Consider the following 14,860-nt stretch of genomic DNA (forward strand, 5'->3'; position numbering starts at 1 on the left):
TTGACTGATCGGCATGCCCAACCGATCGTGGATCGCCACTGTCCGTCGGCGTCTACCGTTTGGGATCGGGACTGTCGTTGGCGTGTTGTGCGTGGTGATGGTGGTGGCCGCCGGCGTCGTGCTGGCCGGCGCTCCGGAAGATGACGACACCGAGTACGGGTACGGGCTCTTGCGCGACTATCGGAACAATCCCGACGTCTCGTGGACGCTCACCGACGCCGACCTGCCCGGGCATTCGGGCGTTGGCACCATCGACGTAGCCGACACCTTCGGCGACACTTGGCTCCTCGCCTACCCGAACGGTCTCGGCCGGGCCTTCATGGCCATCGACCGCCGCAGCGGAAAGCCGTTGTGGAAGCAACCGGTTCGAGCCGGACTGGGCGACTGCGCATTCACCGACACCGGACAGATCGGATGTGCAATCGACCTGGGCGACCCACCCGAGCCCGGCTTCCACCTCATCGGTGACGACGGCACCCCATCGTCGACGACGGATCTCGACGACACCGCAGTGGTGTTCGGTGTCGGCCCGAACTTTCTGCGTATCAACAAGTTCAAGTACGAGGTCAGCCTGATGACGCCGACCGGTGCGTCGCTGTGGACCAAACGATTCGCCAACGCCGTCCTCACCGACGAGGTACAGATCAGCGGCAGCGTGGTGATCGTCCCCACCACCGACGGCAGCCAGTACGCACTTCGACGCACCGACGGGCAGGAGCACCTCACCTGCGGCCAGTGCCAGATGACGCTGTACCCGGCCGGACTCGTCGTCGAGTACAGCGAGGCCGCCAACGAGCGGGTGTCGACGTTCGCGATGCCCGACGGCCGACTCGACCCCGATCCCGTCAACACGATCCCGGGCGTCCGCGTGATCACGGGGCCGTCGACCAAGCCGGTTCTCGAGAGCAGTTCGACGGTTTTCGACACCCACGGCACCTACTCGGTACGCGATCCGGCGAGCGACGACGTCTGGCAGGTCAATGCTCCCGAGGCATCCAAATCGGGGGCCCGCCCGTGTGGTCCGCTGGTCTCGCTGGCGCGCAAGGACGGCTCCCGCGTCACTTTCGCGCTCACCGACGGAACCATCCTCGGCGAGATGCCGCCACCCGACTTCCGCGACCCCGACAGCAACATCGGCTACCTCCGCTGTGTCGGCGCCTCGGCCGACCTGATGGTGTTCGGCAACGCACACCGACTCAGCGCGTTCGCACCGGACGGCCGGGTCGCGTGGACGATCGGTCTGAGCAGCGGCGCGGCGTCGGTGGTCGACGGCTATCTGGTGCTGACTCAGGGCACCACGCTGTCGCTGCTGAGTCCTTCCTGAACCCGGCGGCTACTGCTTTCAGCCTCCTGAACTGGGGAAACACGACGGCGTCGTGCCCGCAAAATCTAGGGGAAGAACTTTCTTCCCCGGGGTTCGTAGTCGTCCGCGAGAATTTTCTGGGGGAAGGCTCCAAGGGGAAGAAGTTTCTTCCCCTACTTTTTGTGGGCGCATGTTCCTGGCGTCGCGTTCGGCGGAACGCGACAACCGACGATCGGTGACTGAGATCGGGCCTGTCAGCGGCCGCTTCCGGGACATACCTGGAGGACCACCGTCAGGGGCCCGATCTCAGTCACCGGCCCGAGAGTTGAGTTGGAGAACGCGGGTGCTGCAGCACTCTCATCCTCCAACTCGGCACCGGTTGTCGTGGTGCCGGCCGCGGAAGCTCCGAGTCGCATCGCGGCCAGGGCTCTTCCTGGCTCCACGATCGCCGACGACGTCGGCGGGTCGGGCGCTGCACGGGACGGATGGCGCCCCTATTCGAGCATCGAATACGCCGCGTGTGCGGCAAATCACAAAACCGTGTCCCTTACCGCAGCTAACTGCATCGACCGAGTCGAGTCGGCGTCGCTGCCGCCATATTGGTAACGGATAAATAACGGCAAGCTAACGGATTCATGTACGGTCGGCCGAGTTCTTCAGCAGCAACACGAGCAGTACACGCGAGGTCGATCAGTTTGGGTAAGCACTCGAAACCACGGAAAGCACGAGCACCGTTCGTCGCCGCAGCATTGGTGCCAGTCGGCATTCTGGCAGCCGCGGCGACCGCTGGAGCCGATCCCACACAGCACGCGGCACCGCAGACCGAGGCTGCTCACGCCGCGGCAGACCCGCACACCGTTGCGCTGGCCAACCACCACGTGACCGGCCCGTCGGCCCGCCAGACCGCGGATCCTGCCCCGCGCATTCCCGCGATCGTGCCCGCCCGTCCGGTCAGCGTGACCGACGGCGCGGTACCTGCCAGCAACTACGACGCGTACCGCAACGCCGCCGACATCATGTCGCACACGACGCCGCGCTGCGGCATCGACTGGAAGGTCATCGCCGGTATCGGCAAGGTCGAGTCCCACCATGCCGACGAGGGCAACGTGGACGCCCGCGGCACCCTGCGTGAGCCGATCTTCGGCCCGATGCTCAACGGCACATTGGCCGGCAACCAGGTCGTCACCGACACCGACCACGGCGCGCTCGACGGCGACGCGTCCTACGACCGCGCCGTCGGCCCGATGCAGTTCCTTCCCCAGACCTGGAATCACTACGCGGCCGACGCCAACGGCGACGGCAAGATCGACCCGCAGAACATCTTCGACGCGGCACTGACCACCGCGCGCTACCTCTGCGACGGCAATCTGAACCTACGCGACAACGCGTCGCTGGTGACCGCAGTGCTGCGCTACAACAATTCCATGACCTACGTCGACGACGTGCTCGGGTTTGCCCGGTCGTACTAGCCGTTCAAGAACGCCTGCAGCGCAGCGGAATACATCTCGACGTCGGCAACGCCCATGAGTTCGCGGGCGCTGTGCATCGCGAGTTGAGGCGCTCCGACGTCGATAGTGGTCAGCCCGGTGCGTGCGGCGGTGATCGGACCGATCGTCGAGCCACAGGGTAGATCGGCGCGGTGGGTGTAGCGCTGCATCGGCACGCCGGCGCGGTCGCAGGCGAGCGCGAAGATGGCCTCCCCCAACGCATCCGACGCGTAGCGCAGATTCTGATTGACCTTGAGAACCGGGCCGCCGTTGATGGCGATGCGGTGTCCCGGCTCGTGGCGTTCCGGATAGTTCGGGTGGGTGGCGTGCGCCATGTCCCCGGACAGGCACACACTTGCCGCCATCGAGCGCAGATAGTCCGATCGGGAACCGCCGCGCGCCAACACGATTCGCTCACACATGGTCGCCAGGAAGTCAGACGCGGCCCCGCGTTCGGATCCGCTGCCGACCTCCTCGTGGTCGAACAGTGCGAGCATCCGGGTGTGGGTCGACGCACCACCGTCGAGCAGCGCCCGCAGACCCGCGTAACAGGTGCCCTGGTTGTCCAGACGCGGTGCGCTCAACAGGTTTTCGTCGACGCCCAGCACCCGGCTCGGCGTCACGTCGTGAGTCATCAACTCCCAGCCGAGGAGAGTGTCGGGGTCGACGCCCGCGTACTGCGCCACCCAGCCGAGCACGTCGGGCACGGTCTCGCCGACACCCCAGATCCCGTCGAGGTGTCGTTGCGGGTCGAGAGCGACGCCCTTGCGATCCTCGGACAGGTGAATGGCCAACTGCGGCACCCGGACCACCGCTTCGGTGACGTGTACCAGCGTGTGCTCCACGGCGTCGCCCGCCCGGTAGGCGAGCCGGCCGGAGAGCCCGAGGTCGCGGTCGAGCCACGAGTTGAGCCAGGCACCCCCGTAGGGTTCGAGCGCCACCATCGCGACACCGGCGGAGGTCCGGTCCGGGTGTTGTTTGAGGCGAAGATTGGGACTGTCGGTGTGGCCGCCGACGATCCGGAACTCGTCGCCGTCACCGGCGTCCCAAGCGATGATCGATCCGCCGCGGACGACGTAGTGGCGGCCCCACCCCTCGGAATCCGGTGCAGGCCAAGACTTTTCCTCGAATAGTCGCCGGTAGCCGGCTTGCTCGAGTTCGGCCGCCACGCTGGCACAGACATGGAAGGGCGATGGGGAGGCGTCGACGAACTCGCCGAGCCCGGCCGCCGTTGCCGTCGTGGTGATAGTCATCGGTTGCCTTCCGTGGCAGCCGCTTCCAGCCGGAGGTCGGCCTCGCGGTCGGCGACCTTGGCCATGGTCGCGAGGAGCGTGATCATCAGGATCAGCTCACCGAGGTTGCCCAGCCACAGCACCGCGGTACCGGCGGCCGCCGCAAACAGCATCGCCAGAGCTCCGACGAGAAGCCATTTGAAGTAGCTGTAACGCGCGGCCATCCCGCCCAGCACGATCAACGCCAGCACCGTCACCACCGCTGCGATCGGCGGCCCAGAAGCACCGGCGTTGACGTAGCGCAGGGCGTCACCTGCGTTCTCGGGCTCGAGGTCCAGGCGCACGATGTCGGTGATGATGCCGATCACTTCCAGCATCGCGACGAGCAGAAGACCTGGGATCACGACGTTGCGGGTGCCGATCTGCTTGACGCCCAACCGATACACCAGCACCCCGGCGATCGGAATCAGCAGTGGCACGAAGAATGCGTGTATCCAGTAGCGCGGCACGTTGATCGCCATCAGCGCGTCGCCGTAGCCGACGAAGCGGCCCACCGCGACCGCGAAGTTGTCGTAGGCCAGACCCAGGCAGATGACCGCAACGGCCGACGCGATCTCCCCGACCCGCCACCGCATCCGAAACGCCAACACCCCGACCACCAGAATGCCGACGCCGATGAGGGCGAAGATCGCGGAGGTCATGGTGTGGCGGCCAGCACGGCGTCGATCGCCGAGTAGAACAGTCCGAGCCCGTCGTCGCTGGGTCCGGTGAGTGCCTCGGTGGCATGTTCGGGGTGCGGCATCAGGCCGACGACGCGACCGTCGGGGCTGCTGATGCCGGCGATGTCGAGCGCCGAGCCGTTGGGGTTGCCGCCGGCGTAGGTGAAGACGATCAAGCCTTCGCCCTCGAGTTCTTCGAGTTTGCGCTCGGGCGCCACGTAGCGGCCCTCCCCCGACTTGAGCGGGATGAGGATCTCGGCGCCGCGCTCGAACCGCGTGGTCCAGGCGGTGGTGTTCGACTCGACGCGCAACCACTGGTCGCGGCAGATGAAGTGCAGACCCTCGTTGCGGGTCAACGCGCCGGGCAGCAGTCCGGCTTCGCAGAGCACCTGGAAACCGTTGCAGATGCCGAGGACCGGCATGCCCTTGGCCGCCGCCTCGACCACCGAACCCATGACCGGCGCGAAACGTGCGATGGCGCCTGCGCGCAGATAGTCACCGTAGGAGAAGCCGCCCGGAACGACGACCGCGTCGACCCCCTTGAGGTCGGCGTCGCCGTGCCAGAGTTCGACGGCCTCGGCTCCGGCGATCCGGACCGCGCGGGCAGCATCGACGTCGTCGAGCGTGCCCGGGAAGGTGATGACCCCGATTCGTGCTGTCATCTCGGTCGGTTACTCCGCGACCCGCGAGACGCTGAAGTTCTCGATGACCGTGTTGGTCAGGAGTTCCTCGGCGATGCGCTCCAAGGCGACGTCGTCCACGGTGTCGTCGACCTCGAGTTCGAAGCGTTTCCCCTGCCGAACATCGGCGATCCCACTGAATCCGAGACGTCCCAGGGCTCCGACGATCGCCTGCCCCTGCGGGTCGAGGATCTCGGCCTTGGGCATCACGTCGACCACCACTCGCGCCATGGGCACTTGCTCCGTTCTCGCTGATGCGCTGAATCTCGCCATCACCTTACCGGGTGGGCCAACTCGCCACGCGTCTCAGAGGACCGCCTCGATGGCCGAGACCACTGCAGGGTCGGTGGGCTCGGTACGGGGCCGGAATCGATTGACGACCGTCCCGTTCGCGTCGACGAGGAACTTCTCGAAGTTCCACTGCACATCGCCGGCCTCACCGTCGGCATCTTCGGTCTTGGTGAGCTCGGCGTAGAGGGGATGCTGTTCGTCGCCCTTGACGTCGGCCTTCTCCAGAAGTGGGAAGGTGACGCCGTAGCTGGTGGAACAGAAGGTGGCGATCTCCTCGGCGGTGCCCGGTTCCTGGCCCATGAACTGGTTGCACGGCATGCCGACGACGGTGAGGCCACGATCACCGTAGGTCTTGGCCAGTTCTTCCAGTCCGGTGTACTGCGGCGTCAGCCCACACTTGCTGGCGACGTTGACCACCAGCAGCGGACCGCTGAAGTCCGCGAGATTCACGGTGTTGCCGTCGAGGGAGTTGACCGGGATGTCCTTGATGTTGCCCATGGCATCCGAGCCTAGTGGTGTGTCCCGACACAGTGGCCATGTGAGCCCCACCACACAGTTTTGCGAACTATGTGCAAGGTCACCAATGCTTGCGTTGAAGAAATAGTTGCACGGAAGTTAGCATTTCTGGGTGTCCACACCCATGTCTGCGATCGCGTCTGCCGGAGCCACCCCCGGCAACTCGGTGGACACCGCGCAGGCAACCCTGATCGACTTTCTCGATCGCCTCGCCTGCCTCGGCAAAGCCCACACGATGGACGACCTGGCCGCCACCGACCTCACGTTCTCGCAGTTGAAGGTCATCTTCGCGCTCGGCGGCCACGGTGCGCCGATGTCGGTCAACGAGATCGCCGAACACGTCAACCTCTCACTGGCCGCGGCCGGACGCACCGTCGACAAACTGGTCGGCGACGGACTGGTGGATCGGCGCGAGGACGCCAACGACCGGCGCGTGAAGCGCGTTTCGCTGACCACCCATGGGCAGCAGTTCATCGACTCCCAGCTGAACATCAAGCAGGAGATCGTCCGCCGCTTCGTCACCGGACTGCCCGACGACATTCGCGACGACCTCTGCCGAGCCCTTCGACCGATCGTCGACGCCGACACCGACTACTTCGACATTCCGCACGACGGGCTCTCCGAATTGAGCAACTCAGAACCCAGCGAGCCCGCGCAGTAACTCTCGACTTCCCGATTCTCCGCATGTAACCCGAACCGACAGGAACACTCATGTCAGTCTCCTCGACCGGCGGCCACCTTCACGAAGGTCCACCGGACACCAAACTCGATCGTCATGTGCTGATGATCGCCGGCGTGGTCGTGCTCGGCGCGATCATGTCGATCCTCGACGTCACCGTGGTTGCGGTGGCGCAGAACACCTTCCAGCAGGAGTTCGGCACCGACGCGGCCGGCGCGGCCTGGACGGCCACCGGCTACACGCTGGCCCTGGCCGCGGTCATCCCGCTGTCGAGTTGGGCCGCAGCACGATTCGGCACCAAGAAGGTCTACTTGACGTCGCTGGTGTTGTTCGTCCTGGGTTCGGCGCTCTGCGCGCTCGCCTGGAACATCGGCAGCCTGGTCGCATTCCGCGTGATCCAGGGCCTCGGCGGTGGTCTGCTCATGCCGATCGGCATGATGATCCTGACCAAGGCGGCCGGACCCGAGCGAATCGGTTCCGTGATGGCGGTTCTCGGTATCCCCATGCTCCTCGGCCCGATCGGCGGACCGATCCTCGGCGGCTTCCTCATCGAGACCACGTCGTGGCACTGGGTGTTCCTGATCAACGTGCCGATCGGCATCGTCGCGCTCGTCTACTCGTGGTTCGTCCTGCGTGACGACGAGGAGACGACGAAGGCGTCCATCGACATCGTCGGATTGCTGCTTCTCTCACCGGGTCTCGCGCTGTTCCTGTTCGGCATCTCGTCGAGCGCCGAACACCGCACCTTCCTCACGCCGACGGTGTTGATTCCGGCGATCATCGGCGCCATCCTCATCGTGGCCTTCATCTGGCATGCGCTGCGGGCCAAGAATCCGCTGTTGGATCTGCGCCTGTTCCGAAACCGGACGCTGTCGATCTCGGTCGTCACCATGACGCTGTTCATGATCGCGTTCTTCGGTGCGTCGCTGTTGTTCCCGCAGTACTTCATCGGTGTGCGCGGCGAGTCCACGCTGACCGCCGGCCTGCTGCTGGCGCCGCAGGGTCTCGGCGCGATGCTCACCATGCCGATCGCGGGCAAGCTGACCGACAAGATGGGCCCCGGCAAGTTCGTCCTGCCCGGCATCGTCCTGATCCTGCTCGGCATGGGAGTCTTCATCTTCCTCGGCGCCGACACGTCGTACTGGATTCTGTGCAGCGCGCTGTTCGTGCAGGGCCTCGGTATGGGTATGACGATGATGCCGATCATGTCGGCCGCGCTGGCAACCCTGAACAACAAGCAGGTGCCCGACGGCTCGACCCTGGTGAACGTGGTTCAGCAGACCGCATCGTCGATCGGTACCGCGGTCATCTCGGTGGTCCTCGCCAGCGGCCTGGCCGGCAGCATGCAGGCCGGTCTCGCGATTGCCTCCAACACCGCGCCCGACAAGCTACCACCGGAGATGCAGAACGCCCCGCTGCCGCAGTCGTTCTTCGAGTCCGCGGCCGAGATCTTCGGATCGACCTTCCTGGTCGCGGTGATCCTCATCGCCCTGACCTTCATCCCGGCATTCTTCCTGCCTCGCAAGAAGATCCAGTCGCCATTGGTCGAGGAGGACATGGATCGCGCGCCGATCATCATGCACTGATCGCGCACGCCGACACACGACAGCCCCGTCCGGCCTCCGGGCGGGGCTTTCGTATGTCACCAGGCCATCCCTAGGTGCGATGAGCGAGCGCCCACCGCTGGCTGAGGTGCGAGCTTGCGAGCCTCGAAGCCCCCTGGTGAGACGAGAGCTGTTGTCTCACCAGGCCCTTCGAGGCTCTCGGCTAGCGCCTCGAGCACCTCAGGGAGCGGTGGGATCGGTGGGCGCGAGCGCCCCGGTCTGCTGCAGGATCCAGGCGATCTCGAAGGAGATCTCCTCCCACTGCTTGTAGCGGCCGCTCACCCCTCCGTGCCCGGCCGACATCTCCGTCTTCAGGAGCACGAGGTTGTCCGACGTCGAGCATTCCTGCAGCCGGGCAACCCATTTCGCGGCCTCGGTGTAGAGCACGCGAGTGTCGTTGCGTGAGGTGAGAGCCAGGATCGGCGGATACGGTTGGGCCACCACGTTCTCGTACGGCGAGTACTCGCGCATGTAGGCGTAGACCTCAGGGTTGTGCAGAGGGTCGCCCCACTCGTCCCATTCGATCACCGTCAGCGGCAGTGACGGGTCGAGGATCGAGTTGAGCGCGTCGACGAACGGCACCGAAGCGAGGATGCCGTTGAACAGTTGTGGCGCGAGGTTGGCAACCGCCCCCATGAGCAACCCACCGGCCGACCCGCCCTCGGCCACCATCTGCGACGGCGTAGTCCATCCTTCGTCGACGAGATACTGTGCGGCCGAGACGAAGTCGGTGAAGGTGTTCTTCTTCTGCAGCTCTTTGCCGTTTTCGTACCAGTAGCGGCCCATCTCGCCGCCACCGCGCACGTGCGCCAGCACGAAGACCACGCCGCGGTCGAGCATGGACAGCCGCGACACGGAGAAGTACGGGTCGATGCTCGCCTCGTAGGAGCCGTAGCCGTAGAGGAGCAGCGGCGCCGGCTTGTTCTCGTCGGTTCCCTTGCGCCGCACGATGGACAGCGGAATCCGCGTACCGTCCGCCGCGGTTGCCCACTCGCGGGATTGGACGTAGTCGGCGGGATCGTAGCCACCGAGAACTGGCTGCCGCTTGAGCAGAGTGCGTTCGCCGGTGGTGACGTCGAGCTCGATCAGTTCGCTCGGCTCGGTGAAGCTTCCGTACCCGATGCGCAACCGTGGTGTGGTCCACTCGCGGTTGCCTGCCAGCCCGACCGTTCCCAACTCCTCGGCAAAGGTGACCTCGTGGAAATCCGCCTCGGTCGGAATTCCGGTGATGGTCCGCAGATCTGCGATGGCGATGCGCGGCAACGCCTCCCGACGGTAGGACAGCACCAGGTAGTCGCGGAACGCGTCGAGGTCCTCGATACGTCGGCCGGGATCGTGGGCGAAGAGTTCACGTCGATTCGTCGGATCGTCGACGGGCGCGATGTCGATCGCGAAGTTCTCTGCCTTGCTGCCGCCCCGAATGTCGTTGTGCACGATGACGAAATAGTCGGCATCATCGATCACGGCATGTTCGACGCTGTATTCGACGCCGTCGACCCGGGGTGCCACGCTCACGAACTCACCGGTCGGGTCGTTCGCGTCGAGGACGTAGACCTCGGAGGTGATCTTGGAGCCCGCCCCGATCATGAGATACCGGTCGCTGCGGGTGGATCCCATGCCAACCCAGTAGCGTTCGTCCGGCTCGTGAAAGACCTTGACGTCGGCCGTATCGGTGCCGAAGTCGTGGCGCCACACGGTGTCGGGGCGCCATGCCGCGTCGACCGTCTGGTAGAAGACGTGCCGGGCGTCGGCCGACCAGACCGCCCCGCCGGCCGTGTCCTCGATCAACTCGTCCAGCAATGCACCGGTGCGTAAATCCTTGAAGCGCAGCGTGTATCGCTCGTCGCCGACCACGTCGGTGCTGTAGGCCAGCCAGTTGCCGTCGTCACTGACCGACAGTGCGCCCAGACTGAAGAAGTCGTGGCCCCGCGCCTCGACGTTGGCGTCGAGCAGCACTTCCTCGCCGGGAAGCGCACCGTCCTCGGACACCTCCGGCGGCGTCCAGTCATCATCGTCGCCGATCGGGCAACGACAGTGCGTCGCATACTGTTTGCCCTCGTGCGTCCTGCCGTAGTACCAGTACTTGCCGCGGCGACTGGGAACCGACATGTCGGTCTCCTTGGTCCGCGCCTTGATCTCGGCGAAGATCTGCTTGCGCAATCCGGCGAGTTGCTCGGTGTTCTTCTCGGTGAACGCGTTCTGCGCTTCGAGGTACGCGATGACCTCGGGATCGTCCTTGTCCCGCAACCATTCGTAGTGGTCGACGACGGTGTCGCCGTGATGCGTGCGCTCGGCGGGTATCTTCTTGGCGACGGGCGCGCTCACCGCGACACCTCCGCGCCCGGCCAGTCGTTGAAGCTCAACTGCGAAATCCATTCGTAGGCATCGATATAACGTTGACGTGTGCGCGCCACGACGTCGTCGGGCAAGCTGGGTGGCGGCGTGTCGGAAGCCCGGTCCCAACCGGACGCGGGGCCGGTCAGCCAGTTTCGGACGATCTGTTTGTCGAAGCTCGGCTGCACCTCACCGGCCCGGTAGGTGGCGGCCTCCCAGTAGCGCGACGAGTCGGGTGTCAACACCTCGTCGGCCAGGATCAGTCCTCCGTCGTCGCCGATGCCGAACTCGAATTTGGTGTCGGCCAAGATGATTCCACGCTCTGCGGCGATGTCGGCGCCCCGCGAGTAGATGTCGAGGGTGGCCGTGCGCAATGCCTCGGCCCGCTCGGCGCCCTCCTGTTCGACGACGTGAGCGAAGCTGATGTTCTCGTCGTGCTCACCCTGTTCAGCCTTGGTCGCCGGGGTGAAGATCGGCGTCGGGAGCTTGCTCGCCTCGTCGAGCCCGGTGGGCAGGTCGATGCCGCACACCGACCCGGTCGCCCGATAGTCGAGCAGTCCCGACCCGGTGAGGTATCCACGGGCGACGCATTCGACGGCGACCATCGGCAACTTGCGAACGACCATCGAGCGCCCGACGACCACTTCGGGAATGCGGTCATCGGTTGGCCCGCCGACCAGGTGGTTGGGCACGCCGAGCGCGTCGAACCAGAAGAAGCTCATGGCGGTGAGAATCCGGCCCTTGTCGGGGATGACGGGGCTCAGGATGTGGTCGTAGGCGGAAATGCGGTCAGACGCCACCAGCAGCAGGGTGTCCGCGTCGATCTCGTAGATCTCACGAACCTTGCCCGACGCGACGTGACGGTACGACTCGAGGTCTGGGTGGGCCATGACCACGACAGTAAACGTATGCGAGGCTGGCAGCCATGACCGGGCCACAGATCACCATCACCTACTGCACCCAGTGCAATTGGCTGCTGCGCGCGTCGTGGATGGCGAGCGAACTCCTCAACACCTTCGGTGCCGAACTCGGGTCGGTGACCCTGGTCCCGGGCACGGGTGGTGTCTTCCACATCGACGTCGACGGCACCCAGGTGTGGGAACGCAAGCGCGACGGCGGATTTCCCGATGTCGTCACCCTGAAGCGACTCGTCCGAGATCAAGCGCTGCCGGATTGGAACCTCGGGCATGCCGATCGGCAGGCCGATAGCTGAGTCCCTTCTGCCGTCTGATGCGTCCACCACCGATGGCTGAGGTGCGAGGAGCGGTAGGGGCTTCGCTTGCGCTCCGCGTACCTCAGCCAGCGGGTGAGGCGAGCGCGAGCTGGAGTCAGAGAATGGCGGCAGGCGTGTATGACGCCGCTTCCGGATACTGCGCAATGACCTTCTCGGCCGCGGCGATCACGTCGGCGACCTGCGCTTGCGCCGCACCGACAAACGCGGACTTGTCATCGAGCAGGGCGTCGAGCTGAGCACGGTCGAGCGGGATGCGCTCGTCGGCGGCGAGACGGTCGAGCAGATCGGGTTCGCGCCCCTCCTCACGCATGGCGAGCGCGACGTCGACGGCGTTCTCCTTGATCGCCTCGTGCGCCGTTTCGCGCCCGACGCCGGCCCGCACCGACGCCATCAGCACCTTGGTGGTGGCGAGGAACGGCAGGTAGCGGTCGAGTTCGTTGGCGATCACCGCGGGGTAGGCGCCGAATTCGGCGAGCACCGTCAGGAATGTCTCCATCAGTCCGTCGATGGCGAAGAAGGCGTCGGGCAGCGCGACGCGACGCACCACCGAGCAGAAGACGTCGCCCTCGTTCCATTGCGCGCCGGCGAGTTCGGCGGCCATCGATCCGTAGCCACGCAACACCACCGCGAGGCCGTTGACCCGCTCGCAGCTGCGGGTGTTCATCTTGTGCGGCATCGCCGACGACCCCACCTGACCCGGCTGGAACCCCTCGGTGACCAGCTCATGCCCGGCCATCAGTCGGATCGTGTGTGCCAGCGACGATGGCGCGGCCGCGGTCTGGACCAGCGCCGACACCACGTCGTGGTCGAGCGACCGCGGATAGATCTGGCCGACGGAGGTGAGCGATCGCGCGAAACCGAGATGGTCGGCGACCCGGTGCTCGAGTTCGGCGAGTTTGCCCGAGTCACCGCCGAGGAGGTCGAGCATGTCCTGTGAGGTGCCCATCGGGCCCTTGATGCCGCGCAACGGATAGCGGTCGATGAGCTCGCGCAGCCGGGTGAGCGCGATCATCAGCTCGTCGGCGGCCGACGCGAACCGCTTGCCCAGCGTCGTCGCCTGCGCGGCGACATTGTGGCTGCGACCGGCCATGACCAACGACGCGTACTGCGCCGCGCGCTCGGTCAGCCGGGCCAGCACCGTCACGCCGTGCGCGTGCACGTGTTCGAGGGAACGCAGGATCTGCAGTTGCTCGACGTTCTCGGTGAGATCGCGGCTGGTCATGCCCTTGTGGATCTGCTCATGCCCGGCGAGAGCGTTGAACTCCTCGATGCGGGCCTTCACGTCGTGCCGGGTGACGCGCTCGCGATCCGCGATCGACGCGAGGTCTATCTGGTCGACAACGCGCTCGTAGTCGGCGATCGCGTCGGCCGGCACATCGATCCCCAGATCGCGCTGCGCCTTGAGGACCGCGATCCACAGTTGGCGTTCGAGCTCGATCTTGGCGCCGGCCGACCAGATCTCGGCGAGGTCGGCGGAGGCGTAACGGCTGGCCAGAACATTGGCGATGGCAGGCTTGGGCACCGCACCAGTGTAGTTGCGGCCTCCTCAGAAGCCGAAGCAGAGTCCGTTAGACCCGTAGCCCTTGCGTACCTTCACCAGCGTCTTCGCCGACGTCTGACCGTTCTGGACGGCGTACAGGTAGCGGTCGCCGAGGTGACGCGGGACCCAGGTGGTCGAGGCGAGCGCTCCTCGCGGCAGATCGCGGCCGACGAAGATCGGCGGATACCCGGTGCGCTGTTCGTAGAACGCGACCCAGCCCGAACTGTTGACGGCGAGCGTGACCGGATAGGTGCAGCCGGTGCCGTAGACCACCGACGACAACGGCACACCGGCGTCCGGCTTTCCGGCCGGTGCCGCACTGCTCTGCCCCGCGCCGAGCAGGGCGGTCGCGGTGCAGACGAGCGCGAGCACCGCCGCACCGATCGTCCTGGCGGCCCGACGACCCGACGCCGAGCGCACGCGAGAAGAATCCTGCACCGTCACCACCCCAATTCCGTCCAAGCGTTCATTCCCCCGGCCACCGCGGACACACACTGTGACCGTGGTCATCCTGACACTCTTGCATACCGGGCACCCCAGGATCGGGACAACTGTCCCGATCGGCTCAGCCCTGAGGCGCAAGCACGCCGACGACCTCGTGCAGCGCATCACGTGTTGCGTCCAGTGGACTGACCGAGGGCTGGCCGAGCGCGCCGACGATGGCCCCGTCCTCGACGGCGATGAGCTGACCGACGTGGACCGGTTCGGCGATACGACCGGATTTCGCGAGCAGAGCGGAGTGGTACGCGGCGAGCGAATGCCGCCGCTCGGTGACCACGTCACGGAGTCGCGGGTAACGCGCCGCGAGTGCGATCAGTTCGTAGCGGGCCGCGAGCTCCTCGATGGAGGTGGACTCGCCGACGAACACCTCCGCGAGTACACCGGCCGTCGCACTGTTCCCGCGTCGTCGCCGTGGAACTGCATCGGCGCGCGCGGCGATGCCGTGTTCGTCGTTGCGGCACAGGTGCGCCGCCGCCTCGGCCATCAGATCGTCGAGGGATGCGAAGTAATAGGTCGTCGATGCGAGTGGAAGTTGGGCCCGATCGGCGACCGCCCGGTGACGCACTGCGTCGAATCCTCCTTCGAGCAGCAGGGCACCGGCGGCCTCGATCAACAGAGACCGCCGCCGCGCACCCTTGGGCGTCGCCGCCGATGTCATGTGCTCATGCTGCCAAAGCGATCAGGACCGCCGGGTTGCTTTCACGAAAGCGGTCCATAGGGTCGCGAACTACCGTATAAGT

At 65.8% G+C, this 14,860-nt stretch carries 15 protein-coding genes; 5 read left to right on the forward strand and 10 right to left on the reverse strand.

Translation table 11 applies throughout. The features are described from left to right. Nucleotides 1-13: 13 nt before the first annotated feature. Both MKW15_RS22570 and MKW15_RS22575 read left to right on the forward strand, forming a co-directional pair. A complete protein-coding gene (locus MKW15_RS22570) occupies nucleotides 14-1,324 on the forward strand; it encodes a hypothetical protein (protein WP_240862343.1) in 1,311 nt (436 codons plus the stop codon). A gap of 674 nt (nucleotides 1,325-1,998) precedes the next feature. Beyond that, nucleotides 1,999-2,772 (forward strand): lytic transglycosylase domain-containing protein, encoded by a 774-nt coding sequence (locus MKW15_RS22575; protein ID WP_240862344.1) that lies wholly within the window; start codon nucleotides 1,999-2,001, stop codon nucleotides 2,770-2,772. Here the strand turns inward: MKW15_RS22575 and MKW15_RS22580 are convergent. From MKW15_RS22580 to MKW15_RS22600, 5 genes are all read right to left on the reverse strand, one after another. Next, on the reverse strand, nucleotides 2,769-4,043 hold the full coding sequence (locus MKW15_RS22580; RefSeq protein WP_240862346.1) for a M18 family aminopeptidase: 1,275 nt from the start codon (nucleotides 4,041-4,043) through the stop codon (nucleotides 2,769-2,771). The genes MKW15_RS22575 and MKW15_RS22580 overlap by 4 nt on opposite strands. Further along, complete coding sequence (locus MKW15_RS22585; protein ID WP_240862348.1) at nucleotides 4,040-4,723, reverse strand: hypothetical protein; 684 nt, start codon at nucleotides 4,721-4,723, stop codon at nucleotides 4,040-4,042. The genes MKW15_RS22580 and MKW15_RS22585 overlap by 4 nt, the downstream gene beginning before the upstream one ends. Continuing rightward, on the reverse strand, nucleotides 4,720-5,403 hold the full coding sequence (gene purQ, locus MKW15_RS22590; RefSeq protein ID WP_240862349.1) for a phosphoribosylformylglycinamidine synthase subunit PurQ: 684 nt from the start codon (nucleotides 5,401-5,403) through the stop codon (nucleotides 4,720-4,722). Before purQ ends, MKW15_RS22585 begins: the two co-directional genes overlap by 4 nt. A 9-nt stretch (nucleotides 5,404-5,412) precedes the next feature. Next, nucleotides 5,413-5,652 carry a phosphoribosylformylglycinamidine synthase subunit PurS gene (gene purS / locus MKW15_RS22595; protein ID WP_240862350.1) on the reverse strand — a complete coding sequence of 80 codons (240 nt, stop codon included), beginning with the start codon at nucleotides 5,650-5,652 and terminating at the stop codon, nucleotides 5,413-5,415. Between the two features lie 75 nt (nucleotides 5,653-5,727). After that, nucleotides 5,728-6,210 carry a glutathione peroxidase gene (locus tag MKW15_RS22600; RefSeq protein ID WP_240862351.1) on the reverse strand — a complete coding sequence of 161 codons (483 nt, stop codon included), beginning with the start codon at nucleotides 6,208-6,210 and terminating at the stop codon, nucleotides 5,728-5,730. Nucleotides 6,211-6,352: 142 nt separating this feature from the next. Between MKW15_RS22600 and MKW15_RS22605 the strand changes: the two genes are divergently transcribed. Then, complete coding sequence (locus MKW15_RS22605; protein ID WP_240862364.1) at nucleotides 6,353-6,889, forward strand: MarR family winged helix-turn-helix transcriptional regulator; 537 nt, start codon at nucleotides 6,353-6,355, stop codon at nucleotides 6,887-6,889. A 50-nt stretch (nucleotides 6,890-6,939) separates the two neighbouring features. Next, on the forward strand, nucleotides 6,940-8,493 hold the full coding sequence (locus MKW15_RS22610; protein ID WP_240862353.1) for a DHA2 family efflux MFS transporter permease subunit: 1,554 nt from the start codon (nucleotides 6,940-6,942) through the stop codon (nucleotides 8,491-8,493). A 198-nt stretch (nucleotides 8,494-8,691) separates the two neighbouring features. On the opposite strand, the gene MKW15_RS22615 is transcribed toward MKW15_RS22610, so the two are convergent. Then, a complete protein-coding gene (locus tag MKW15_RS22615; RefSeq protein WP_240862354.1) occupies nucleotides 8,692-10,887 on the reverse strand; it encodes a S9 family peptidase in 2,196 nt (731 codons plus the stop codon). Next, nucleotides 10,833-11,735, reverse strand: a complete 903-nt coding sequence (locus MKW15_RS22620) for a phosphoribosylaminoimidazolesuccinocarboxamide synthase (protein WP_240862356.1) — start codon at nucleotides 11,733-11,735, stop codon at nucleotides 10,833-10,835. Before MKW15_RS22620 ends, MKW15_RS22615 begins: the two co-directional genes overlap by 55 nt. Before the next feature lie 35 nt (nucleotides 11,736-11,770). Between MKW15_RS22620 and MKW15_RS22625 the strand changes: the two genes are divergently transcribed. Next, nucleotides 11,771-12,058, forward strand: a complete 288-nt coding sequence (locus tag MKW15_RS22625) for an Rdx family protein (RefSeq protein WP_240862358.1) — start codon at nucleotides 11,771-11,773, stop codon at nucleotides 12,056-12,058. Between the two features lie 115 nt (nucleotides 12,059-12,173). Here the strand turns inward: MKW15_RS22625 and purB are convergent, their stop codons facing one another. The 3 genes from purB to MKW15_RS22640 form a co-directional block, all read right to left on the reverse strand. Next, nucleotides 12,174-13,601, reverse strand: coding sequence for an adenylosuccinate lyase (gene purB, locus MKW15_RS22630; RefSeq protein ID WP_240862360.1), 1,428 nt, complete (start codon nucleotides 13,599-13,601; stop codon nucleotides 12,174-12,176). A gap of 24 nt (nucleotides 13,602-13,625) precedes the next feature. Next, nucleotides 13,626-13,991: a hypothetical protein gene (locus MKW15_RS22635; RefSeq protein ID WP_240862365.1), complete on the reverse strand. Its 366-nt coding sequence runs from the start codon at nucleotides 13,989-13,991 to the stop codon at nucleotides 13,626-13,628. A 193-nt stretch (nucleotides 13,992-14,184) separates the two neighbouring features. After that, nucleotides 14,185-14,778: a TetR/AcrR family transcriptional regulator gene (locus tag MKW15_RS22640; RefSeq protein ID WP_240862362.1), complete on the reverse strand. Its 594-nt coding sequence runs from the start codon at nucleotides 14,776-14,778 to the stop codon at nucleotides 14,185-14,187. Between the last annotated feature and the right edge of the window lie 82 nt (nucleotides 14,779-14,860).

Source organism: Gordonia gummivorans (assembly GCF_022513585.1).
GTDB lineage: Bacteria > Actinomycetota > Actinomycetes > Mycobacteriales > Mycobacteriaceae > Gordonia.